Source organism: Anabaena sp. UHCC 0204 (genome assembly GCF_009711975.1).
In the GTDB taxonomy this organism is placed as follows: Bacteria; Cyanobacteriota; Cyanobacteriia; order Cyanobacteriales; family Nostocaceae; genus Dolichospermum.
On record NZ_VIKW01000040.1, the window covers coordinates 14,180 to 36,288 of the forward strand.

General features: G+C 37.8%; 22 protein-coding genes. 7 read left to right on the forward strand and 15 right to left on the reverse strand.

The window, feature by feature from the left end:
- Positions 1-81: 81 nt before the first annotated feature.
- A complete protein-coding gene (locus FJR04_RS21940; protein ID WP_168498781.1) occupies positions 82-624 on the reverse strand; it encodes a hypothetical protein in 543 nt (180 codons plus the stop codon).
- Complete coding sequence (locus tag FJR04_RS21945) at positions 611-1,705, reverse strand: AAA family ATPase (protein WP_168498783.1); 1,095 nt, start codon at positions 1,703-1,705, stop codon at positions 611-613. Before FJR04_RS21945 ends, FJR04_RS21940 begins: the two co-directional genes overlap by 14 nt.
- Positions 1,706-1,964: 259 nt before the next feature.
- Here FJR04_RS21945 and FJR04_RS21950 point away from each other — a divergent pair, with 259 nt between their 5' ends.
- Positions 1,965-2,492 carry a single-stranded DNA-binding protein gene (locus FJR04_RS21950; RefSeq protein ID WP_168498785.1) on the forward strand — a complete coding sequence of 176 codons (528 nt, stop codon included), beginning with the start codon at positions 1,965-1,967 and terminating at the stop codon, positions 2,490-2,492.
- Between the two features lie 55 nt (positions 2,493-2,547).
- Here the strand turns inward: FJR04_RS21950 and FJR04_RS21955 are convergent, their stop codons facing one another.
- Positions 2,548-3,426 carry an NAD(P)-dependent oxidoreductase gene (locus FJR04_RS21955; protein WP_168498787.1) on the reverse strand — a complete coding sequence of 293 codons (879 nt, stop codon included), beginning with the start codon at positions 3,424-3,426 and terminating at the stop codon, positions 2,548-2,550.
- 336 nt (positions 3,427-3,762) lie between these two features.
- A complete protein-coding gene (locus FJR04_RS21960) occupies positions 3,763-5,007 on the reverse strand; it encodes a class I SAM-dependent methyltransferase (protein WP_168498789.1) in 1,245 nt (414 codons plus the stop codon).
- 164 nt (positions 5,008-5,171) lie between these two features.
- Between FJR04_RS21960 and FJR04_RS21965 the strand changes: the two genes are divergently transcribed.
- Positions 5,172-5,606, forward strand: a complete 435-nt coding sequence (locus FJR04_RS21965) for a GxxExxY protein (RefSeq protein WP_168498791.1) — start codon at positions 5,172-5,174, stop codon at positions 5,604-5,606.
- 147 nt (positions 5,607-5,753) lie between these two features.
- Here the strand turns inward: FJR04_RS21965 and FJR04_RS21970 are convergent, their stop codons facing one another.
- On the reverse strand, positions 5,754-6,878 hold the full coding sequence (locus tag FJR04_RS21970) for a site-2 protease family protein (RefSeq protein WP_168498793.1): 1,125 nt from the start codon (positions 6,876-6,878) through the stop codon (positions 5,754-5,756).
- A 290-nt stretch (positions 6,879-7,168) separates the two neighbouring features.
- On the opposite strand from FJR04_RS21970, the gene FJR04_RS21975 reads away from it, so the two are divergent.
- A complete protein-coding gene (locus FJR04_RS21975) occupies positions 7,169-7,510 on the forward strand; it encodes a Dethiobiotin synthetase (RefSeq protein WP_168498795.1) in 342 nt (113 codons plus the stop codon).
- 1 nt (position 7,511) lies between these two features.
- On the opposite strand, the gene FJR04_RS21980 is transcribed toward FJR04_RS21975, so the two are convergent.
- From FJR04_RS21980 to FJR04_RS21990, 3 genes are all read right to left on the reverse strand, one after another.
- Complete coding sequence (locus FJR04_RS21980) at positions 7,512-8,123, reverse strand: hypothetical protein (protein WP_168498797.1); 612 nt, start codon at positions 8,121-8,123, stop codon at positions 7,512-7,514.
- Positions 8,124-8,131: 8 nt separating this feature from the next.
- The gene (locus FJR04_RS21985; RefSeq protein ID WP_168498799.1) at positions 8,132-9,151 is read right to left on the reverse strand and encodes a zinc-binding dehydrogenase; all 1,020 of its coding nucleotides are present in this window, start codon (positions 9,149-9,151) and stop codon (positions 8,132-8,134) included.
- A gap of 143 nt (positions 9,152-9,294) precedes the next feature.
- Complete coding sequence (locus tag FJR04_RS21990) at positions 9,295-9,480, reverse strand: hypothetical protein (RefSeq protein ID WP_168498801.1); 186 nt, start codon at positions 9,478-9,480, stop codon at positions 9,295-9,297.
- A 373-nt stretch (positions 9,481-9,853) separates the two neighbouring features.
- Here FJR04_RS21990 and xth point away from each other — a divergent pair, with 373 nt between their 5' ends.
- Entirely contained in the window at positions 9,854-10,636 is a 783-nt protein-coding gene (gene xth, locus FJR04_RS21995) for an exodeoxyribonuclease III (protein WP_168498803.1), read from the forward strand.
- A 281-nt stretch (positions 10,637-10,917) separates the two neighbouring features.
- Here the strand turns inward: xth and FJR04_RS22000 are convergent, their stop codons facing one another.
- From FJR04_RS22000 to FJR04_RS22010, 3 genes are all read right to left on the reverse strand, one after another.
- Positions 10,918-11,307 carry a response regulator gene (locus FJR04_RS22000; RefSeq protein ID WP_168498805.1) on the reverse strand — a complete coding sequence of 130 codons (390 nt, stop codon included), beginning with the start codon at positions 11,305-11,307 and terminating at the stop codon, positions 10,918-10,920.
- Entirely contained in the window at positions 11,304-12,521 is a 1,218-nt protein-coding gene (locus FJR04_RS22005) for a GAF domain-containing protein (protein WP_168498807.1), read from the reverse strand. Before FJR04_RS22005 ends, FJR04_RS22000 begins: the two co-directional genes overlap by 4 nt.
- Before the next feature lie 426 nt (positions 12,522-12,947).
- The gene (locus tag FJR04_RS22010) at positions 12,948-14,270 is read right to left on the reverse strand and encodes a hypothetical protein (RefSeq protein WP_168498809.1); all 1,323 of its coding nucleotides are present in this window, start codon (positions 14,268-14,270) and stop codon (positions 12,948-12,950) included.
- Between the two features lie 191 nt (positions 14,271-14,461).
- Here FJR04_RS22010 and FJR04_RS22015 point away from each other — a divergent pair, with 191 nt between their 5' ends.
- The 3 genes from FJR04_RS22015 (at position 14,462) to FJR04_RS22025 (ending at position 20,316) form a co-directional block, all read left to right on the forward strand.
- Positions 14,462-17,584: an alpha-mannosidase gene (locus FJR04_RS22015; protein ID WP_168498811.1), complete on the forward strand. Its 3,123-nt coding sequence runs from the start codon at positions 14,462-14,464 to the stop codon at positions 17,582-17,584.
- A gap of 198 nt (positions 17,585-17,782) precedes the next feature.
- A complete protein-coding gene (locus FJR04_RS22020) occupies positions 17,783-19,168 on the forward strand; it encodes a diguanylate cyclase domain-containing protein (RefSeq protein WP_168498819.1) in 1,386 nt (461 codons plus the stop codon).
- Positions 19,169-19,323: 155 nt separating this feature from the next.
- On the forward strand, positions 19,324-20,316 hold the full coding sequence (locus FJR04_RS22025; protein WP_168498821.1) for a folate-binding protein YgfZ: 993 nt from the start codon (positions 19,324-19,326) through the stop codon (positions 20,314-20,316).
- Between the two features lie 12 nt (positions 20,317-20,328).
- On the opposite strand, the gene FJR04_RS22030 is transcribed toward FJR04_RS22025, so the two are convergent.
- The 4 genes from FJR04_RS22030 to FJR04_RS22045 are packed head-to-tail and all read right to left on the reverse strand — an operon-like array spanning position 20,329 to position 22,032.
- Positions 20,329-20,985, reverse strand: coding sequence for a DUF5331 domain-containing protein (locus FJR04_RS22030; RefSeq protein WP_168498823.1), 657 nt, complete (start codon positions 20,983-20,985; stop codon positions 20,329-20,331).
- A 57-nt stretch (positions 20,986-21,042) separates the two neighbouring features.
- Positions 21,043-21,366, reverse strand: coding sequence for a ferredoxin (locus tag FJR04_RS22035; RefSeq protein ID WP_168498825.1), 324 nt, complete (start codon positions 21,364-21,366; stop codon positions 21,043-21,045).
- 11 nt (positions 21,367-21,377) lie between these two features.
- Positions 21,378-21,806 (reverse strand): type II toxin-antitoxin system VapC family toxin, encoded by a 429-nt coding sequence (locus FJR04_RS22040; protein ID WP_168498827.1) that lies wholly within the window; start codon positions 21,804-21,806, stop codon positions 21,378-21,380.
- A gap of 1 nt (position 21,807) precedes the next feature.
- Positions 21,808-22,032 carry a hypothetical protein gene (locus FJR04_RS22045; protein WP_168498829.1) on the reverse strand — a complete coding sequence of 75 codons (225 nt, stop codon included), beginning with the start codon at positions 22,030-22,032 and terminating at the stop codon, positions 21,808-21,810.
- Between the last annotated feature and the right edge of the window lie 77 nt (positions 22,033-22,109).

Genomic DNA, 22,109 nt, shown 5'->3' on the forward strand with positions numbered 1-22,109 from the left:
AGGATAAACGCAGATAAACGCAGATGAATTTGTACCTCGTTAGATTGTTATGAAGTGGGTTGGAAATTTTGCAGCACAAACTTATCCATGTAATGGTAATATTCTTTGTAATTCTCCACAAGCAGCTTTTAAAGAAGCTGGTGCATTATCATCTAAATTACCTTGATAACACTGGTTTACTAATTGCTCAACATAGGGTTTACAATCAGATTGCTTTTTCAATTTTGTATATTCTTTTTCTTCATCAATATTTTCACCCTGTAGATAATGTATCCAAGTTTCAATATTTCTTTTGGGTACAAAAACTGCGATCGCTTCACTCGGTTGACGAAGTTGTTGTGAATTTTCTATAAGTGCATCATCTAATTGCTGTAGTCTTTCTTCTACTGTTTTTTTATCTGCATCAATTAAAACAATAAGCATTCCTGAACGATAATTTTTGCTACGATATGCTTTGACTTCTTTAGGATAATTATCTCTAACGAACTGCTCACCTGCTCCTTCTAGACAGATTTTAGGTTTAATATTTCCGGTAAATCCTCTTGTTTTTAGGAAATGACGAGCAAAAATTTCTTGTTGTTTATCCTCACACAATATAGTAATCTGTAATCTACGCTGGGTCATATAGCCATCCCCTTTCAATCAATTCTGAAATGGCTAGTCCAGAGTTGTCAGCCTCTTTATTACTAATTTTTTTGACTCTTACAGGTGTATTACTTTGGCGCTCAAACCAATATCCTATAGGTGAAGCTAGTAAATAATTAATTAATACAGGATGATGTGAAATTAATAAAGTTTGTAGTTTTCCTTCATCACAAGAATCATACAGTTGAAGTAGCCAAGGTTGAATTTCTGGAAGTGCTAAAAAGTTCTCGGGTTCATCAATACATAAGGTATAATCCTCGGATTGAGTGCAATAAATAAGCGTGTACAAAACAATCAGTGTTTTTTGTCCATCAGACAATTCATTAAAGCGATAATACTTGTCTAAAAATCGCAACTGTAGACTTGTAATTTTACCACTAGATTCAAATTTAAAACTAACAAAACCATCTAATACCTGTTTCAGGATAGTCATTAAGTCAGCAACTTTTCCCTGATCTTGAGAAATATAACGATACCAAGAAACAAAATTTTCCATCCTGAAATGCAGTCTTGTTTCTTCCTGTTCACTCTCATCAGACATTAAACTAGGAACTATTTTGACAATTATGAATCGCTCTATCCTATTCTTAAACCAAGTCAATTTTGTGTTCTTTGATCTTGGCATCAATGTTGGTAGTATTGACTGTGACCAATCAAACGAATATTTTGGTCCCTCTGAATAATTGTCTCCAAATAGTTGAACTTCACCTATTTCAAATTTCAATAACGGTTGGTTATCAAACCATAGTCGTTCATATTCAACACGGCTATTTTCCTGATTATGACCAATAGCAAGTTCATATTTATAATTACCACCATTCCCCACAATTTCTAATTCAAAATGCTGAATTGTCGAAGTTTGCCAGCGTGTACAGTCAGAAGATTTAAATATTCCTTCGACTTTATCATCGCCTCTGACAAAAGTTTGAATTTTCCTCAATACATCAAAAACAGTTGATTTACCTGCTCCGTTACCACCAAGAAATAGGTTAATTGAGTCAACATTAAGCTCAAAATTTACCAAGCAGCGAAAGTTATCAATATAAATACGCTTTAGCATAAAACTTTTCCTCCTAACCAAATACTATAATATAATGCCCATTACGATAATCAGATAAATTCAATTAATCATATAAATCACAGTTCAGATCGTGATATAGTACAATTGTTCTATACAGACAAAATATAATGCTCGTTCTAGTCAAGTGTAATATAGAAAGACGATGATAAGTATAATCATTGTTTTAACTAATTATGCTTGACTTTCTTGTGCAGTTAAATTTACTGCGAGGAAAAGTATTGAAAATGAGGAGAAATTGATGAACAGTTGTATTTTGATGGCAGAAATTTACGATAATCCCCAACTGCGGCATACACCAGATGGGTTAGAAGTTACAGAAATGATAGTTCATGTAGCGGGAGCAAAGCCAGATGATCCTTCCCATCCATTGAAAGTGGTAAGTTGGGGAAATTTGGCTAAAGAGATTCACCAAAGTTATCATCAGGGCGATCGCGTCATTATTGAAGGGCGCTTAGGAATGAATACGATTGATCGCCCTGAAGGTTTCAAGGAAAAACGCGCAGAATTAACAGTACAAAAGATTCACGCGATCGGACAAGGTGCTTATACCAGTTCACCACCAGCAGCTACTCGAACTATACCAGTGAATGAAACTCCTGTAGCGCCACCAACCTACAGCCCGACTAATTATGAATCAAACTATCCTACATCAGCCCCAGTGCCACAGGTAACACCACCGCAACCCACATATCAACCTGCACCTGTTCAGCCTCCATCCCCTGTAGGAGTTACGCAAGAACCCGATCCAGATGACATTCCATTTTAGCTAATTGACAATTGATAATTGTTCATTGTCAATTGTCAATTGTCCATTGTTAACTTTAACCTCCACTGACTTCACCCCATTCCCGAATTGCTGGAAATACGGATGAATAATCATCTTCTGGATAAGACATTTTCATGGTTGCGTGTAAGATTTGCCTTACACCCTCAATACTGCTGAGATTCAAACCCAAGGATTTAGCTTCAGAGATAAATAAATCTATTTCTTTGATCAATTGCTTTGTGGGTAAGTTGGCATTGGTATAATTACCATCTAACATCCGCCGCAAATTTTGATCAAAGGTGGGAGCATAAAGTTTACTTTCGCGCAGAATTTGCATAAACAAATCAACATCAATACCTTGCAACTGGATAAACGCTAGACTAAGAGCAAAGCTAGTTGTGAGCGAAGCAATCAGTTGATTGAGTGCAAGGGTAAGAGTTGAAGCAGAACCCACCGCACCTATATGTACAGGATTTTCTCCAAAGTGTTGCAATAATTTGAAGTGACGTTGATACTGTTCCTCTTCTCCACCGACCATAACAATTAATTTGCCGGTTTGAGCTTCGGGAATGCTGCCCAGAACAGGTGCTTCTATATATTCACCACCAGCCGCAACTACTGTATCTCTGATTTCTTGGCTTTCTAAAGGGGTAATTGTCCCCATTTGGATGATGCTGCGTCCTGATAAAGTATGCCAAGAAGTATCTGTAAGCAAGACATGATAAATAGCTGCGGCGTTAGAAAGCATTAGCACTATACAGTCAGCAGAGCGAATTGCTTCGCGCGGTTTTGTGACAATTTGCGCTCCGGCTGCTCGTAGCGGTTCTAATTTTTCTGGGGTGCGATTATAGGCAATTAGCTCTATATCGGCTGCTAATAACCTTTGAGCCATCGGTAGTCCCATCAATCCAGTTCCCAGAAATGCCACCTTCATGTTTCACGTTCCTTTGTCAGTGGTCAGTTGTTAGTTGTTAGTTGTCAGTTGTCAGTTGTTAGTGGTAATGGGTAATTGGAAAAAATTTATTACCCAGTCCCCAATCCCTAATCCCTAATCCCCATTTCCCTAACTAGCCTCCTGCGGCAAAAGTCACCATAATGATTACGGAAAGTAAGATGCCGGGGGATAGTAGAGTTACTAGCACGAACAGATCATGAGCAGTCATAATTATTCCTCTTCGCAGATTTTTGACTTTTATCATCTCTGTCATGCTAGTGCAAACAAGGTTGATACAGGATTGTTAAAGAGATTTTTAACTTTTCTCCCTGATCTCTACTCTGGTATGACTAATCCCTGGAGTGGTTGTGATGCTTCTGTTTCACTTAGTCCCTGGCTTTGGATTAAAACGCCAAAGTTACCTAGTCCCCCTGGATTAATGAGTTGGTGTAATCCTTCCCGGCGTTGTAGCAACTGTGATATTGGTTGCTGTTGAGAGGAGAGTGCAGCTAACCTTTCGACTTCGCTCAAGGTAAACCTTTCACCTATTCCCAATGCCATCAAAAATAAACCTTGCTGCGTCCAACCAACATTTTTGAGTCCGCACCGTTCACCCCAGGATGATAAGGCTGTAAAATCAATATGAGCGGTGATATCTTGTTGCCCAATATTGATATAAGGGTTATCATGATGACGATGCTGGTAGTAGCACTGGAGAGTTCCTTGCGATCGCCTGGGATGATAATAACGGTGAGCAGGGTAGCCATAATCAATTGTTAACACATACCCACGTTCCAAGCAGTCTGCCACTATACTCAACCAGTTCAAAGCTGCTAAATTAATTTCACTGCGATAGCCATTTTCATAAGTATTTTGGCTTAAATCAATTCCCACCAAATTAAAATATGCTGCTAATTGCGGTGTTGATGGTTCTCCTATTACTTCAATAAATATAGGATCACGGATGATCTGGATTTCACGGTTTAATTCTGGACTATTGCCTATTATCTCCTGTATATTCCCAATGGTGACGTAAATTTCCCGCAATTCCCCTGCGTCTAAAGTAAATTGATGGACGGGAAAAGCATCCACTAATTCATTAGAAAAGCAGCAGCCAGTCAGAGAATTCGGGGCTATTTCTGTCAAGTTACACCAATCTACAGAAAAATCTTGTAACCGTTGTTGTTGTTCTTGTTTTAAACTTTGTGATTTTTCAACAATAATATATTTGATAGCGACAAAAAAATCTGGGTATTGTTGCTTTGCATAGTTGAGAATATGGGATGCTAAGATACCTTGCCCTGCCCCCATTTCTACTAAAGAAAAAGGTACAGGTTTATCTAAAATCTCCCACATTTGGTAAAACTGCTTTGTGAGTAATTCCCCAAAGTCAGACCCCAAACTGGCAGATGTGAAAAAATCACTCCCCCGAAAGCCAATTTTGATAGCATCGCTAGAATAATAGCCATATTCTGGGTGATATAACACCATATCCATGTATTCGGCAAAGGTAATTCTTTTTTGGGGACTGGTGATAATGCGATGAGCTATGGCTTGACATAGTGCGGTTTGGGAATCCATAAATTTTGCAATTAATGATTAACTCCCTCAAATATTAGTTTTAAACAAACTCTGACTGGGTTAAGCGATCGCTCCAGTCAAGCAATATTTACAATTTCTTAATGATGTGGTGTTTAAACAAGGATATTTGGGTATGATCTTTGCATTAGTTAGGAGAAGAGGGAATGAACCACGAAGACACGAAGGAAGCGAAGGAAGATGAAAGAAGGATGAGGAGGTTTAGTGATGATGTGGAGAAGTTGGCTTATGGTGTGATTGGGGCGGCTATTGAGGTACATCGGGTATTGGGGGCAGGTTTTTTGGAGAGGGTATATCATGAGGCGTTAGCTATGGAGTTTCGTTTGCGTGGTATCCCTTATAAATCTAAATATTTGGTGGCTGTAAAGTACAAGGGTTTTCCAATAGGGGAGGGTGAGTTAGATTTTTTGGTTGGTGATTCGTTAATTGTTGAATTGAAGGCTGTAGAAAAATTATCTCCTATTCATGAAGCGCAAGTTATTTCTTATTTAAAAATGACTAATTGCCCTCTTGGTCTTCTGATTAACTTTAACGTCCCTATTCTTAAAGAAGGCATTAAGAGAATCATTCTTTCCTCTTAATTCTTCTTCTTCTTCTTCTTTCTCTTCCTTCGCTTCCTTCGTGCCTTCGTGGTTCATAATCAAGATTTGTATTTATACAAAATTAAAACTCAAAACTGCTTTCTTTCCATGGCAGTTTTGAGTTTGTATTTGGATATTGGAAAAGCGTTATGCAAATTTTGCTTGTACTTTGTTCTGAAGTAAGTTGATAATTGCAGCTTTTTCTAAAATTCCGACTAACAACCCATTATCACGAATTACAGTCAGTGCTGATAATTTTTGTGTTTCCAGTAACTGTACTACTTCTAGCAACGGTTGATCCGATTGTACAGTGCTAGACTGCTCGATTGGTTTCATGACTTTGAGGACTTGAGTTTCTGCCCACAATGTATTCGGGATAGTTCGCAAGTCATCAACTGATATTGCTCCTAACAATTGTCCTTGCTCATCTGTCACCAAGTAACGACGGTATTCTTGAGCATTTAAGAGCCGTTGATCTGCAAACTCTCTTAAACTCAAATTCGCTTTGACAATCGGGCTATCGTTGTTTACAGCATCCGCTGCTGTTAAACCTGTGAGTTTTTCTTGCACTCTCGCAAATTGGGCAGCATTACCAGCATTTTGTAGCAAGAAGAAGCCGATTAATAAGTTCCAGAAGTTAGCAAAGCTACCTAAGAATATTAGAGGAATTAAACCAGAGGCGATCGCTAACCAACCAAAGATTTGTCCAATTCGACTGGCAACAACCACTCCTTTATAGGATTTACCAGTGATTTTCCAAACTATTGCTTTGAGGATATTTCCTCCGTCCAAGGGTAAGCCAGGAATGAGGTTAAATAGAGCTAAGGTCAAATTAACAGAAGCTAGTAGACCCAGGATAGCAGCCAATGGTCCAGATGCAGCAGTTGCAAAACCGACTGTTGTCGCTGTAACGAATAGCAGGAAACTAACTAATGGTCCGGCAATAGCTACCCAAAAAGTTTCCCCCGGAGTTTGCGATTCTTTTTCTAAACTGGCTAATCCGCCAAATATAAATAGTGTAATTGATTTGACATCAATTCCTTGACGAATAGCGACAAAGCTGTGTCCTAATTCATGGGCGACAACTGAGCCAAATAACAATAGCGCCGTCATTAATCCTAGTACCAAAGGTAATCCCCCACCTAATTGGGGAAATTGTGCCGCTAGTCCACTGCTGTAGCTCCAAGTTACCAAACCTAGAACTAAAAACCAGGAAGGATGTATATAAAAAGGTATTCCAAAAAGGTTGCCAACCCGAATTGTACTATTCATGGTATTCACCTGTGACATGAGCATTGAGAAGTTTGTTGTTTCTCTCAATGCTCTTATTGTAACGAAACATTAAGTAAATTTAATCTTTGTAACAGTAGTGGTGTCCGTCCATTTAGGTGTGGTTATGCGAATTTAGCCTTTAAAATAGAGGTAGTAATTGTTAATTATTCAGATCCTATTAATTAATCCTTCTCTTTACCCCTAGTTTCAAATTGCAACCTTCCTGTGCTGGATGCTTCTAATATAGTGGTAACTATAACTTTTACACAGGATGGAAACCAGCTAAAAGTATGAACTACGAAATAGCACGGAAACTGCTCATAGACCAAACAACAAGCCCAGACAATCCAGATACTCTGTTAAGTCGTTTACAACAAGGTAAACCTCCCGTTCCTGGTCAAGTTACTTCCACCCTATTAGCTTTAAAGGTGGTATTTGAAGCTTTGAAAGCAGCCCCCAGCTTAGATAGAGAACTGGCTTTTGCTTTATATCAGTTAGGTGTAAAGGCGCAGAAGTTTTTTGCCCTGGGACGAAAAGCAGGTGTGGAATGGCCACCCCTACTTAATGAGGATTTAGCCCGGATTTCCCTAGCGGCGGAAAGTATTTTTTCGGGTACTTGGCAAACTCTATAAATTAACGGGTTCTTAATTCTGTTTCTAATTTATCTAAATCTGCTTTGAGTAAGACCGTAATTTTACCAGTAATCGCTTTACCTTGTTTAGGTTGGGCAATTTCTATCCAATACCCGTAGCGATCGCCTACTCGCAATTCTCCCTGTAAAGCTTCCCTAATCGGTGTTCTTGCTAATCTGGCTGTATTAATTGCACTTTGGTTTGGATATTGATATACAATCTGAGCGTCATTGTAATCTTGATACACATCTAAACCATAAATTACTCGCAGAGATTCTTCTAGCCGCTGTAATGTGATGCCATTGACGGCATCGAACATGGTCATGCGTTCAGTGCGAATTGTACTACGGTCTCTGGTAAATGTGACTCTACCGGGGGGTAATACTGAGGCTTGGAAGGTAAATCTTTGCGCTGCTGTATCACTTCTGCTAATAGATAATTTTTCTCCCGACCTGGGACGGAGGGTGGGATGTGCTTGAATCCAAGTGATTACTTCTTCTGTGCTTTGTCCAGGTAAGGCTTTAACTGGAGTATTCACTAGTATTTCTGCGGTCAACCAAGGTATAAGGGAACAAGGTAAAATCAATAAATTCAGTAAAGATTGTTTAAGCATTTTTTTAGTTATACCATTGCTACTTTAATCACTTTTCGCGCCTTCATATCCATGAATACCTGTTCTAGATCCTGTAAAGGGCGCTGTTCACTAATGAGTAAGTCAAAAGGAATTGTACCACTAGCGATGAGTGATAAGGCAGCTTTTACATATTCTGGTGTATTATGAAATACGCCTTTAAGAGTAAGTTCACTATAATGCAATTGTTCAGTATTGACGGTAATTGTGGTATCTCTTGGACAACCACCAAATAAATTGATAGTTGCACCAGGACGGCCGCAAGCGATCGCTGTTTCCCAAACACTCGGTACACCAGTAGCTTCTATGACTACATCTGCACCCCAACCATCCGTTAATTCTTTGACTGTTTTGGCAATATCTGTAACTTGATGATAGTTGAAAGTCTTAGCTGCACCTAGTTTTTCACCAATTTCTAAGCGTTGGTTATTACCGCCCCACAAGATTACTTCAGTATATTCCGCTAAAACTGCCACAAACATCAAACCAATTGCCCCATCACCCAAAACCACTACTCTATCTTGGGGTTTGACACCGGAACGGGCGACACCATGCAACACACAAGCCAGGGGTTCAGTCATGGCTGCTAAGAACATGGGCAGATGATCGGGGACGGGTAGCAAATTATGTTGAACAATGGCCGCGGGAATTTTCAGATATTCTGCAAATGTGCCATTATTCCAAGTTAAATGGGGACATAAAGAATATTCTTGGTGTTGACAAAAGAAACATTTCATGCAAGGTGCAGAATTATTGGCCACCACGCGATCGCCTACCCGCCAATTTGTCACTCCAGCACCGACAGCAACAATTCGCCCTGCACCTTCATGGCCAAACAGTGTCGGTGGTGTCAACATTTTAGCATGGCCACCACGTCGCCACACCTTCAAATCTGTGCCACAAGTAGTCGCGGCTTCCACCTGAATCACCACCTCCCCGGCTTCGGGAGTGGGATCTGGAAGTTGTTCTAAGCGTAAATCCTCTTGTCCGTATAGTAATGCTGCTAACAAAGTTTTTCACCCATAAAAAAGTAGGGGCGCAGGGCTTGCGCCCAGTAGTGTAAATTATGTAAATATGGTTTTATACCATATTTCATTGGATCGGCCTATATTTTGTATTTAAAATTAGCAATACCCGATTCTACCTGAAAAATTCAAGAACTTAAAGCAGTTTGAGGGACAACTTTTTTGTTATGGGGTTCTAACTTAGTTTCACTATTTATACTTAATATTGGTACTTCTTGTCTACAGGACAGACAAAACCAATAAACTTCATGATAGCGAACATGACGCAGAACCGAACCGCCACAGCAGGGGCAGGTGTTAACTATGATACTCATGCCAATGTCATCCTTAAAAAATATTACAGCAGACAATGTTATAATTTATCCAAGTATTGTCTGAAAAAATTCAAGATTCTGGTTTTATGATTGATTTAATGGCGTTCATTTTTTTTAGTTTTTTATTCCCCAGCAATAATTCTCCCAGTTGGATAAATTAGAGGTTAAAAACTATCAATGAATGCTAAATTAACCCGCTTTGAGGGTATTTCCACAAAAAGATTTTTTGATCAGAACAATAAAAACCCACGATAACATTACTAAACTATAAACTAGTATAAACCTTGTTCATCTATCTTAGGGATCATAAATATCTAATTTTTATGAGACAATTAATTTACCGTTAATTTACCGTCGTTATACTCAATAAATAATGAAAGTTGCTACTTGGAATGTAAATTCCGTTCGGACTCGTTTAGAACAGGTTATCAATTGGTTAATAGAAAATCCTGTTGATGTTTTGTGTTTACAAGAAACTAAAGTTGTAGATAAAGATTTTCCCAGTATGGGGTTTGAAAAATTAGGTTACTATCCGTATATCTCCGGACAAAAATCTTATAATGGCGTGGCGTTAATTAGTCGTCAACCTTTGGTAGATGTGAGTATGGGTTTTGGTGCTATTTTACCAGATTTAGCATCAGAATGGGATGCACAAAAACGGGTAATTACAGGTGTATTTGAGGGAGTAAGAATTGTTAATCTTTATGTTCCCAATGGTTCATCTATTGGTAGTGAAAAGTATGAATATAAGTTAGGCTGGTTAAAAATTCTCAAAGCATATTTACAGATATTACTATTATCCAACCCTGCTATTTCTATGTGTGGTGATTTTAATATTGCCTTGGAAGATATAGATATTAATGATAAGGTAAAAATAGATAATCACATTATGGCATCTGAATTAGAACGTCAAGCTTTGCGAGATATTCTTAGTTTAGGTTTTGCAGATGCTTTTCGTAAATTTAACAGCGAAGGGGAAAATTATAGTTGGTGGGATTATCGAACTGCTGCTTTTAAACGTAACTTAGGTTGGCGAATAGATCATCATTATCTCACACCAATTTTGTATGAACGCGCCCAAAGTTGTATTATTGATGTTGCACCTCGGAAGTTAGTTCAACCAAGTGATCATACACCAGTAATTGTGGAATTTTAAGCTAGGAGGTAGGGGCGCAGGGCCTGCGCCCATTCATGAGTGAGGAGGAAGGCGTTGCTGATTAAGAGTATGATTTTGTTTCACGCAGAGGCGCTCCAGTCACAGAGAGTAAGGGTTTGAAATCTTTGATTTTTCAATTTCATACTTCAATTCAGCAACGCCAGGAGGAAAAAGGAATAGAATAAAAGAAAGTTGAAATTTTCTAAAATATTCTCTACTTAGGGCTTATTGATAGCGTAGCGTAAGCCATACTCCTGACTCCTAATCCTAACGTAAATTTCCTATTGCTTATCACCCCTTGTTTCAGAAGCAGATTCAATGATTAAAAGTAGTTCTGAAATATCAATTGGCTTTCTGAGAAAATGTACTATACCCAAAGAACTGGCTAATTCCTCTATATCTCCATAAGCAGTTACTAAAATAGTAGTTAAATCAATCTTTTGTCCCTGTAATTGTTGATATACTTGAGTTCCTGTTAGTTCAGGCATCCTATTATCTAAAATTAATAGATGAGGTTTTTCTTGAACTACTTTTTCAATCGCTTCCTTACCATTTTTTGCTTGTTCTACTAACCAACCTTCATCTTCCAGTAAAAAAGCTAACAGCATTCTACTATCTTCATCATCATCCGCAATTACTACTTTTCGCTTTTCTAAATGATTAAATTTCATATTTTATAAGTATTTACTAAATGCTGATTGACTAAGGGTAGAGTAAAAATATATGGGACTGGATCTGTTTTAGAAATACCTAATGCTGGAATTGCCAGAAAACTGACTCTTGCTAATCCAGAAGTCTGTATTTTATCTACTTTTACTTCTACTACTCCGCCTGTATTTCCCCGTTCAAAAGCTTGTAAAAAACAACTAAGCAGCTTACGTAAAAGGCTTTTTTGGTCAAATATTACATTGATTGGTTCTTGCCAATATGTGATAACTTCAACTTTACGAATTGTGATTTCAGTTGCTAGGAGGTCTATAAGATCCTGGATACACTTAGTAAGTGATAAAGGCTGGCTTATACCTGTTTCCAATGATGCAAGATTACGCCAAGTATCGGCACGGTGACGAAAGAGTTGAATTGATTTTTCAGCTTGTTGAAGTAGTTGCATTGCATAGTCTAACTTATTAACAACTACCATGCGAGATACAACTTCAAGTTTTAATCTTGCTGCATTATGTGATTGAATGATATCTTGACGTAGTTCTTCTAGTGGTTGATAATCATCAGGACTTGATGCTAGTATCCGACGAACATCTTTTTCTAATTTAGCAATTAAAAATTCAGCTTCAATACCGTGAGAAGCACAGATTAATATTTCTTTTAATCGCTGGTGAGCATCAGCACTACGCACTGAAATACTGACTACTCCGACAATTTCCTGTTTATCATTATGTAGTGGAATTCCCTGACAACTAAATGGATGAAATCCTTCAATAAAATGTTCGGCTGATACTATTTGTACATAATCTTTTTCAGCTAATGCTGTACCGATACCATTAGCACCAGCTACAGCTTCTGATAGTAAAGTACCATGAGCAGGAAATGATTCTGAACCATGAACGGTTTCTTTGTCACCTATAACATTAAGCAAAATTGCTTCTTGGTTACTTAACATTACGGCATGACGTTCTGTTCCCGCAGCTTGTGATAAAATGCGTGCATAGGGTTGAGCTACATTAATTAGATAACTATGTGAATCTAACAACCGTTCGGTATCTATGATTGAGAGTTTTTCTGCTTGTAAAGCACGAGGATTTGCACCTTGACAGTGTGATCTTTCCCAAGCACGATAGATATCTGATCTCAATTTTTCCGTCCGAATTGCACCTGTTGATCTATATATTCTTCCTGCTTCTAAGGCATCACTTGTTAAATGTAACATGGTGTTAACGGAATTTGCCTGAAGTATGTTGAAATTGTGCGACTATTTCTGAAAATGTTTTTAAAACTATGCAGTTGATGTCAATTAGATACTAAATTATTGATAATTCTATTTATATAGCAATCCGGTTTGGTTTCTAAATTTACTCGTAGAGATAGGGAACAGGGAACAGGGAAGAATAAATAAAGGTATACGGAGTTTTATTCAAAAATCAAATAGGAATCGTATATTTCTAAAATTATCGTTCTGGGTAATAATTTCTCCCATGATTAAACTACAAGGTTGTATAACTCAAAAATATACTATACCTAATATAACAAATTTCCAACAAATAAAAATTTGCTCATTGCTAAAAAATTAGCAAGAAAGCAGTGAATTAATATTGATTTCCATGCTTTTACTTTTGATTACTTGATTCTGCTGTAATTATCTACCAAACAATAAACCCCGGAAAAAATATAACATATTTGTGAATATTTGTTCTATCCATAATATAGTTGCATCTAACCATTCCAGAATTTGTTCTAATGGGTGCTTTTCATAACCTAGTGAAGTTGCAGAAATATCAATCCAGTCGGGCTTAAAATCAAATCCTTGGCTGGTTTGACTGTTAAATTCTTTATTTTTAGGTTGGTGTGGGTTTTGACCTATTTTAATGCGATCGCTCGGTAATCCCCATTGTCTTCCTTGTAACCTAGTAGCATCATTGTTAACTGATTTCTCTACTATTTCTTCATCAATATTGATATTTGTTTCACCAAATAAATCATTCCATGTCAGCCAAGTATCTCCTAAAGAATCATTAATATTTAACTGATTTGGTGCGAAGCTTTTTTGATAATCATATTTTTTCGGTAGTTTTTCAGCCGTAGGATTTGAACCAATTTGATAATTATTTCTTCCTCCAAAGAAGTAATTTATCGCTGCTGCTATTAAATCAGAAATATTGGTTTTATGCGATTCTATGTTATCATTATTTACTGTTAAATCACTAAACGGTTTTGAGAAATTATTCACAATTTCTTGACTACGTTGTTGTACAGGTACTAAAGCCGTAGTTTCCAAATTCGCGACTAATTTATCGAGAAATCCAAAAAGTTTAATTGGATTCAGGAGCGATTTTCGTGCTATTGTAGAATCTTCATCAGTTAATTTATTGAGAAGACGATCAATTTCTGGTAATAATTCTTTTTGTTGATGACCAATTAATTGTAAAGAATACCGATATTCGCTAATTTCGCTATTAATTCTATCTGCTAATTTTGTGTTTTGCTGGGGTGTGAAAACATCGAAAATGCGATTATCTGCACTCACTAATACTAAATTACGGGTTTGTAATTCTGTGGCAATTCCCTGTACTGTTGGTATATGCTGCTGGAGTGTATTTTCCGGTGTTTGAGAATTCTGCTTGGGAAAAACTTTCTCCCACAAAGATCCTAAAAATGTGAAAGGAGTTGTTTTTGCGGAAGTTGCTATATCAGCTTCTCCAGGCGGAAGATTTTTGACTATATCTAATATATGTTGAATTGGTGCGTCAGTGGGGGGAGGAGTTGCTGATTGTAATTGTTTTGCTGTTTCATTTTGTTGCAATAGTTGGTACAGTGGATAAAGTAGAGAACCTACACTTACTTGAGTCGCAACTTGCAAATTTTTGAAGGTGTTTTCCAATGTTTGTGTCAACCGCCGAGTATGCTGGTAGACAAAGTTAAAGAGTTTGCTTTGATAGCGATTTGAAGAACCGGAAGACATGGTAATAATGTTGTAAGTTGTCGCTTTAGGTGATCGTAAGTTAAAGTAAGTGTCAAGTAATTCTAAGTTTACACGTAGTTTCAGTTTTAAATCCCCGACGGAAACTATTTTTAATTGTTAATTGTGAAGAGACTCCCACAAAACTGTTAATTTTTGTCAGTGTCAATTATTTATATTATTTTATCGGAAATATGACTCTTCCTGTATCATCATTAAATACCAAATCTATATCCACCGCAATTGAAAATTTGCGTTCTTGTTGTCAGGTTAATATCCAGTCAAACTGGCGATATCAGGAAACTGACGGGGTAGTTACTGATTTTATCCCATTTAGTTTAACTGATTGGCAACCTGTTGAGCTAAATGAAAAAGATCATATTTCCTGGAAAGGGGGAAAACAGGTTTTATGGTTAATTCAAAAATTCTCTGTTCCCCAGCATTTACACAATTTTCCTTTAGCGGGTTTATCTTTACGCTTGGCTTTGGTGTGGTGGGCGGATTTAGCAGAAGTATATGTTAATGATAAGTTAGTATTGACGGGAGATTTGTTTGATTCTTCCCCGCGAGTGTTGCTAAGTCCGAGTGTAAGTTCTGGTGAAGAGTTTACCATAGCTTTGCGGTTGGTGAGTCCGGGACATGACAACGGGGCATTGATGCGATCGCTTGCAATTTTTGAGTCAACAGATTACAATCATCCCGATGCTGGTTTTATTGCTGATGAATTAGCGGTTGTGGAAATTCTGTTGGAAAATTCCGCACCAGAAAAACTAACAGGTTTAGCGACAGAAGTTGAGAAAGTCACAAATCGCAAAGAAGTAGAAAATCAAGACTGGGAAACATATCTAGTAAATTTGCGAGAAACATATTTGGGTTTAGCTGAATTTATCAACACCCAAAAATATAAAATATCTTTATTAGGTCATGCTCATTTAGATTTAGCATGGTTATGGCCTGTTGAGGAAACTTGGAAAGCAGCACAAAATACTTTTGAGTCAGCTTTAAACCTCCAACATGATTTTCCCGAATTAATTTTCTGTCATACTACACCGGCGTTGTATGCTTGGGTGGAAGAAAATCGTCCCGACTTATTTCGAGAAATTCAAAATCAAGTAAAAGCGGGAAAATGGGAAGTTTTGGGCGGTTTTTGGGTAGAACCGGATTTAAATCTCATTGCGGGTGAGTCTATAGTTCGTCAGTTATTATATGGACAGCGGTATTTTCTCCAGAAGTTTGGGAAAATATCTCCCGTGGTTTGGGTTCCCGATACTTTTGGTTTTTGTGCGACGTTACCCCAATTTTTAGAAAATGCGGGAATTGAGTTCTTTGTGACTCAAAAACTCCGCTGGAATGATACAACTAAATTTGATTATGGCTTATTTTGGTGGCGATCGCCTGATGGTAGTCAAACATTAAGTTTCATGTCTGCACTCATTGGCGAAACTATCGAACCTGTTAAAATGGCTCAGTATGCCTGTGAGTGGAAAACTCAAACAGGGTTACAAAATTCCCTTTGGCTTCCCGGTGTTGGTGATCATGGTGGTGGTCCAACTCGTGATATGCTAGAAACTGCACGACGTTGGGAACATTCTCCGATTTTCCCCAAGTTAGAATTTACAACTTCCCAAAAATATCTCCAGCAAATCAAATCCCCAAGTCAAAATTTACCAGTTTGGGAAAACGAACTTTATTTAGAATTCCACCGCGGCTGTTATACTACTCACGCAGACCAAAAACGCTGGAATCGTCAATCAGAACATCTATTATATAGTGTTGAATTATTCGCAACTTTAGCAAATATCATTTCTGGTAAAGAATTTCCCCAAGCCGAAATAGAAACCGCATGGAAAAAAGTTTTATTTAACCAGTTTCACGATATTTTACCAGGTTCTTCCATTACCCAAGTTTACGCAGACGCTTTACCAGAATGGGAAGCGGTGGAAAAAGTGGGAATGGAAATATTACACGAGTCATTAATAGGAATCACATCTAAAATTAATATACCACAATCTTCCAATTCTGAAAATATCCCTGTCATAATTTTTAACCCTCTCAACTGGGAACGTTCCGAAGTTGTGAAAGTTGACTTAGGGAAAATCATCACCACAGATTATCCCACATGGAAAATTTCTGATCTTGAAGGAAAAGAAATTTTATCCCAAAACAGTGAAAATTCAACTTTGTTATTTTTCGCAACTGTCCCCTCAATAGGTTACAGCATTTTCTGGCTTTCTCCCTCTTCCCCCCAACCGCAAATATTTCCGCAAAACTGGATATTAGAAAATGAATATTTGCAAATTCAAGTTAACCCCGAAACCGGAGATTTAACCAGCATCTTTAACAAAATCCAACAACGAGAAATTTTAAACGGTGCAGGAAATCAACTTCAAGCCTTTACCGACAGCGGCCAATATTGGGATGCTTGGAACATCGATCCCAATTATAACACAAAACCGCTACCTGCAACCGAATTAAAATCAATTGCCTGGCAAGAACATGGAGAAATTCAACAACGCTTGCGAGTAGTGCGTCAATTAGGAAAATCGGAATTTTGTCAAGACTACATTTTGCAAATCAGTTCACCACTTTTGAAAATCGCTACTACTGTAAATTGGCAAGAAAATCAGGTATTAGTAAAAACAGCCTTTCCTCTCAATCTCCAAGCCGAATTTGCCACTTATGAAATTCCCTGCGGTGCTATTCGTCGTCCCACAAATCCCCAAACTCCCGCAGAAAAGGCAAAATGGGAAGTACCCGCTTTACGTTGGGCAGATTTAACCACAGATACAGCCAGCGGAAAATACGGAGTCAGCCTCCTCAATGATTGTAAATATGGTTACGATGCCCAACCGAGCCAACTGCGTCTTACCTTGCTGCGAAGTTCCAATTGGCCAGACTTCCAAGCTGATAGAGGAATACACGAATTTACCTACAGCTTATATCCTCATATTGGAAGTTGGGAAACAGCAGAAACTGTTAAACGCGGTTATGAGTTAAATGTTCCTTTGCAAATATTAGTAAATCCAGAGAATTACCAATCAAAAGAGAATGCTTCCCCAAGCCACAGTTTTCTAAATTTATCAGCCGATAACTTGATATTAATGGCACTTAAACCCAGCGAAGATCATCCAGAAAAATTCTTAATTCGCTGTTATGAATGTCACGGAAAAACAGCAGATTTATCTTTAGAAAGTGATTTATTCACATTAGGAAAACCAGTTAACTTATTAGAAAATCCTATCAAACCAGAAGAAAAAATTCAACCTTGGAAAATTTCCACATTTGAAATTATTAGAACCCACGCAAAACATCTCTGAAACCCTCTTTCCTTCGTTTCCTTCGTCCCTTCGTGGTTCGTTCTTTCATGACTTGTGCGTAAGTCCTGATTATATCGAAAAAAACTATAATTTCTTACCTTTGCGCCTTTGCGCCTTTGCGTGAGAATAATTTAATACTTTGATGATACCATATACAGATCCTTGACGATAGTTGAATTAGCGAGCCTCTGATAAGCAATGAATCTTGATACTGAGTTTGACAATAAAGGTACTATTCTATTAGTAGACGATATTCCCGAAAATCTGCAACTATTAAGCGATTTGTTGGTTAAACTCGGTTATACAGTCCGCAGTGTAACAAGTGGGAGAATGGCGCTTAAAACTGTCAAGGTGAAGCGGCCAAATGTAATCTTATTAGATATCAAAATGCCAGAAATGGACGGTTATCAAGTTTGTCAAGCCTTAAAAGCTGATGAAAATTTACGTAGTATCCCAGTGATTTTTATTAGTGCTTTAGATGATGTCTTTGATAAAGTCACAGCTTTTAAATCCGGTGGTGTAGATTATATCACAAAACCTTTTCAAATTGAAGAAGTGGTAGCGCGTTTAGATAATCAACTAACTATTCAACGCCAACAACAACTGCTAGAAAAAGAAATTACTACCCGCAGAGAAACAGAAGAAGTCCTTTATCAGTCAAGAGCTTTACTAGCCAGTGTATTAAATAGTTCACTTGACGGTGTAGCCGCCATGCAAGCTATCCGTACTCCAGAGACGGGGGATATTGAGGATTTTCGCTGCTTAGTTGTGAACCCAGTTATTGCTAGAGCCTTTGCTAGAAGTAGGGAAGAAATGATTGGTAAACTGGTGCTGAAAAGATTCCTGAGCCGATTTGATTCCCAACTTTTTGATAAATTTGTGGCTATTGTCGAGACGGGTGAACCGCTAGAAAGGGATTTTTACTATCAATCAGGAGAGTCTTCCTGGTTTCACTTTGTGGCTGTCAAATTAGGTGATGGTTTTGCTATTACTATCCGTGATATTACTGCACGTAAACAAACTGAACTAGCTCTACAAGATGCAAACCAGAAACTAGAACAACTAGCGAATCTGGATGCTTTAACTCAGGTAGCTAACCGACGCTGTTTTAATAATCGTCTGACAAAAGAATGGCAAAAATTAGCAGAAACACAACAGCCACTTTCCCTAATTTTATTCGATATTGACTTTTTTAAACGCTATAATGACTACTACGGTCATTTAGCTGGTGATGATTGCTTATTAAAAATTGCCCAAACAGTGTATCAATTTATTCGTCATCAAGATATTGAGCGTCCTACTGATTTAGTAGCGCGTTATGGTGGAGAAGAGTTTGCTATCCTTCTTCCTAACACTGATTTAAAAGGATCTATTATGGTAGCGACTCGGCTACAGGAAGCACTTTATGATCTAGCGATTCCTCATGCAAAATCTGAAATCAAGGATATTGTAACAGTCAGCTTAGGAATATCCTCATTTATACCTGGTGCGGAAGTTAAAGCAGATACACTAATTGCCAATGCTGATCAAGCTTTGTACCATGCTAAAGAACAAGGGCGCGATCGCTATTGTATAGCAAATTAGGCAACAGGGGAGCAGAGGGGCAAGGGAGCAGGGGAGCAGGGGAGCAGGGAGAATATTTTTTCTACTGACTACTGACTACTGACTACTGACAATCACCAATTATTTGCTAATATTCCTCAAATGATCATATTGAAAATAAGGCATTCTGCATAATTATGTTAACATCCGCAATTAATGATAAAGACACAACTGCTATCCAATTAGTTAAAGATGGGGTAGTGGTAAGCGATCGCTCAAATTGGGGACTTATCCGTGTATCTGACGATGATAGACTGCGGTTTTTACACAATCAAAGTACCAACGATTTTCAATCCCTCAAACCTGGACAGGGCTGTGATACTGTGATGGTGACATCTACCGCCCGCACGATTGATTTAGTTACTGCTTATGTATTAGAGGATGCAGTCCTATTGGTAGTTTCCCCTAACCGTCGTCAGGTACTCATGCAATGGTTAGATCGTTATATCTTCTTTGCAGATAAAGTCAAATTAACGGATGTAACCGAGGAAATGGCAACTTTGAGCCTGATTGGACCCCAAAGCCATGCTATGGTCGAAAAACTGGGGGCTGGTGCGTTAATTGGTCAACCCGATGGTAATCATATTTTAGTGAATGGAGTGATAGTTGCAGTGGGTAGCGGTGTGGCTGCACCTGGATATACCCTGATTTTACCTATAGCGGAAAAACAAGAATGGTGGGAGAAAATACTGGGATTTGGGGCTGTGGAATTGAGCGATCGCGCCTGGGAGATGTTACGAATATTACAAGGTCGTCCCGCCCCAGATTTAGAACTCACGGATGATTACAACCCCTTAGAAGTGGGTTTATGGCAGACAGTTTCCTTTACTAAAGGTTGTTATATCGGTCAAGAAACCATTGCTAGATTAAATACATACAAAGGTGTAAAACAATACCTTTGGGGAATTCGCCTCAGTGGTGCTGCTGAACCAGCAACAGTGATCACCATTGGGGAAGAAAAAGTAGGTAAACTCACCAGCTATACAGACACCCCAGATGGTCATTTTGGACTAGGTTACATCAGGAGTAAAGCAGGTGGAGTGGGTTTAAAAGTCCAAGTTGGGGAAACAGAGGGGGAAATAGTCTCTATTCCCTTCGTTTCTCACGAATACCCCCTGAATAATGGATAATTGATATCTCACTTAACTTTGCTTATTTCCTCTACCTGGACAAAATTCATCTATCCAAGAAGGTAAACTACGAGCATTAGTTTGATGTAAGAGGCTTGTTTTATCAACAAAATGTTTTCCCGGAATTTGTCCCAATCTCCCATTACTTACAAGTTTAGTAGATGAAAGTGGTACAGGTTTGGATCTAGATGATATCTCAGTATTTATTCTTTCGACAGCAACAGGTAATTTGGCTGTAGAATGGTGATAAACTGGCGTAGCGACTGCAAGCACTGAAACACCTGTTGTCATGTTTAATAATACCTGTTTACGTTCTTTGGAAATAGATGAATCTGTCAAAGGTATGTGAGCAGGAGAGGTACTAACAATCTCATTTTTAGCTTGAGAATGTGGGGATTTTGATAAATTTAATTCCTGTTCAGGATTGAAGTGTAAACCCAATGCTGCAATTATTTGATCAGGATTATTATTCAAATCCAAAATAAACGGGAGGATTTTTTTTAACTCTGGTTCTAAAACAGATAAAGTTGCTAAAATGTAACCAGAAGAAGGTCGGCGTAAACCATGATAATCTTTCCAAATTCGCATTTTCACTAGCCAAGAACGATTTTCTTCGTAATAATTTAGCCACTTCATTTTTAACGATTGTCGTAGATGCTGAATATCCATTTATTGTCTTCCTTCTTAATGCACCAACTTACAGAATTTATATATTTTCAGTCAGCTTTATCCGTGGGGATGAAACCGATAATAAAGCATTTTTTTAACTTTTTTACCACCTAACAAATGTTGTTCTACCAATCGAGGTATTTCTTGAGGTTGAACCCGACAATACCAAACCATCTCTGGTAAGACTAGCACCATTGGACCATTACCACATTGACCTAAACAGCCACTAACTGTAACTGTTGTATTAGCTATAGGGAAAGCTTGTAAAGCCGCTAATACTTCCTTTGCACCTTGTTTTCTACAAGTTCGATGTTGACATACTTGTACAGAAATAGGAGGAGATTGCACCTGAGTGGGGATATTTGAGATTAATTCATCCATTGCCATTTTGACTATAAACGCCAATTATTTAGTATTAGTGAATAACCTAAATCTTGAATTCTTTGGTAATGAGATAAATTACCAGTAACTAAAGTCAGATTATGACTGATAGCAATAGCAGCAATCATGCAATCAGGATAACCAATTCTTTTTCCTGTTATTTCTAAATCAGCATAAATTTTTCCGGCTAATACAGAAGCTGTCAAATCAAAAGATAATATTTCCTGTGAAATTAGGATGTTTAAAAATTGCTGAAGACGTTCTTTTTGCTGACGTTTATGCCATCCTTCCACAATTTCCATAACTGTAATTGCAGAAATTGTGTATTTCTCAAACTGACTTAAGTAAATATCGGCTTTGGCAATAATCCGAGGATTTGCCCGTTTAATAATTTCTGAAAGAATATCAGTATCAAGTAGGGATTTCTCTACTTTATCCATTTTATAAACTATATCCTCTTTTTTCCATGGCCTCAACAACTATTTCATCAACAATTTCTGGAACATCTGCATATAATCCCATTAAGGGATCTTTTTTTTCCTGAATTTCTGCTAAACGTTCAATTACTTGAGTAATCAATTCTGATAATGTTGATTGATTAACTATGGCAATAGTTTTTGCCCGTTCAAAAGTGAGTCTATCTAGTTCAAGTTCTATTTTTTCCATGATGGATTTACCTCTTAATTACGAAAACAAATAACGGTGATAATTCTGATTATATCATTTCGATTAGTAATAGCTGC

What these genes read in the sequence shown, in the direction of transcription:
- FJR04_RS22025 (WP_168498821.1), top strand. Translation starts at nt 19,324, where the DNA reads ATGTTAACATCCGCAATTAATGATAAAGACACAACTGCTATCCAATTA.
- FJR04_RS22040 (WP_168498827.1), bottom strand. Translation starts at nt 21,806, where the DNA reads ATGGATAAAGTAGAGAAATCCCTACTTGATACTGATATTCTTTCAGAA.
- FJR04_RS22015 (WP_168498811.1), top strand. Translation starts at nt 14,462, where the DNA reads ATGACTCTTCCTGTATCATCATTAAATACCAAATCTATATCCACCGCA.
- FJR04_RS22020 (WP_168498819.1), top strand. Translation starts at nt 17,783, where the DNA reads ATGAATCTTGATACTGAGTTTGACAATAAAGGTACTATTCTATTAGTA.
- FJR04_RS21940 (WP_168498781.1), bottom strand. Translation starts at nt 624, where the DNA reads ATGACCCAGCGTAGATTACAGATTACTATATTGTGTGAGGATAAACAA.
- FJR04_RS22005 (WP_168498807.1), bottom strand. Translation starts at nt 12,521, where the DNA reads ATGTTACATTTAACAAGTGATGCCTTAGAAGCAGGAAGAATATATAGA.
- FJR04_RS21965 (WP_168498791.1), top strand. Translation starts at nt 5,172, where the DNA reads ATGAACCACGAAGACACGAAGGAAGCGAAGGAAGATGAAAGAAGGATG.
- FJR04_RS21990 (WP_168498801.1), bottom strand. Translation starts at nt 9,480, where the DNA reads ATGAGTATCATAGTTAACACCTGCCCCTGCTGTGGCGGTTCGGTTCTG.
- FJR04_RS21970 (WP_168498793.1), bottom strand. Translation starts at nt 6,878, where the DNA reads ATGAATAGTACAATTCGGGTTGGCAACCTTTTTGGAATACCTTTTTAT.
- FJR04_RS21950 (WP_168498785.1), top strand. Translation starts at nt 1,965, where the DNA reads ATGAACAGTTGTATTTTGATGGCAGAAATTTACGATAATCCCCAACTG.
- FJR04_RS21975 (WP_168498795.1), top strand. Translation starts at nt 7,169, where the DNA reads ATGAACTACGAAATAGCACGGAAACTGCTCATAGACCAAACAACAAGC.
- FJR04_RS21960 (WP_168498789.1), bottom strand. Translation starts at nt 5,007, where the DNA reads ATGGATTCCCAAACCGCACTATGTCAAGCCATAGCTCATCGCATTATC.
- FJR04_RS22035 (WP_168498825.1), bottom strand. Translation starts at nt 21,366, where the DNA reads ATGGATGAATTAATCTCAAATATCCCCACTCAGGTGCAATCTCCTCCT.
- xth (WP_168498803.1), top strand. Translation starts at nt 9,854, where the DNA reads ATGAAAGTTGCTACTTGGAATGTAAATTCCGTTCGGACTCGTTTAGAA.
- FJR04_RS22000 (WP_168498805.1), bottom strand. Translation starts at nt 11,307, where the DNA reads ATGAAATTTAATCATTTAGAAAAGCGAAAAGTAGTAATTGCGGATGAT.
- FJR04_RS22045 (WP_168498829.1), bottom strand. Translation starts at nt 22,032, where the DNA reads ATGGAAAAAATAGAACTTGAACTAGATAGACTCACTTTTGAACGGGCA.
- FJR04_RS21980 (WP_168498797.1), bottom strand. Translation starts at nt 8,123, where the DNA reads ATGCTTAAACAATCTTTACTGAATTTATTGATTTTACCTTGTTCCCTT.
- FJR04_RS21945 (WP_168498783.1), bottom strand. Translation starts at nt 1,705, where the DNA reads ATGCTAAAGCGTATTTATATTGATAACTTTCGCTGCTTGGTAAATTTT.
- FJR04_RS21955 (WP_168498787.1), bottom strand. Translation starts at nt 3,426, where the DNA reads ATGAAGGTGGCATTTCTGGGAACTGGATTGATGGGACTACCGATGGCT.
- FJR04_RS22030 (WP_168498823.1), bottom strand. Translation starts at nt 20,985, where the DNA reads ATGGATATTCAGCATCTACGACAATCGTTAAAAATGAAGTGGCTAAAT.
- FJR04_RS22010 (WP_168498809.1), bottom strand. Translation starts at nt 14,270, where the DNA reads ATGTCTTCCGGTTCTTCAAATCGCTATCAAAGCAAACTCTTTAACTTT.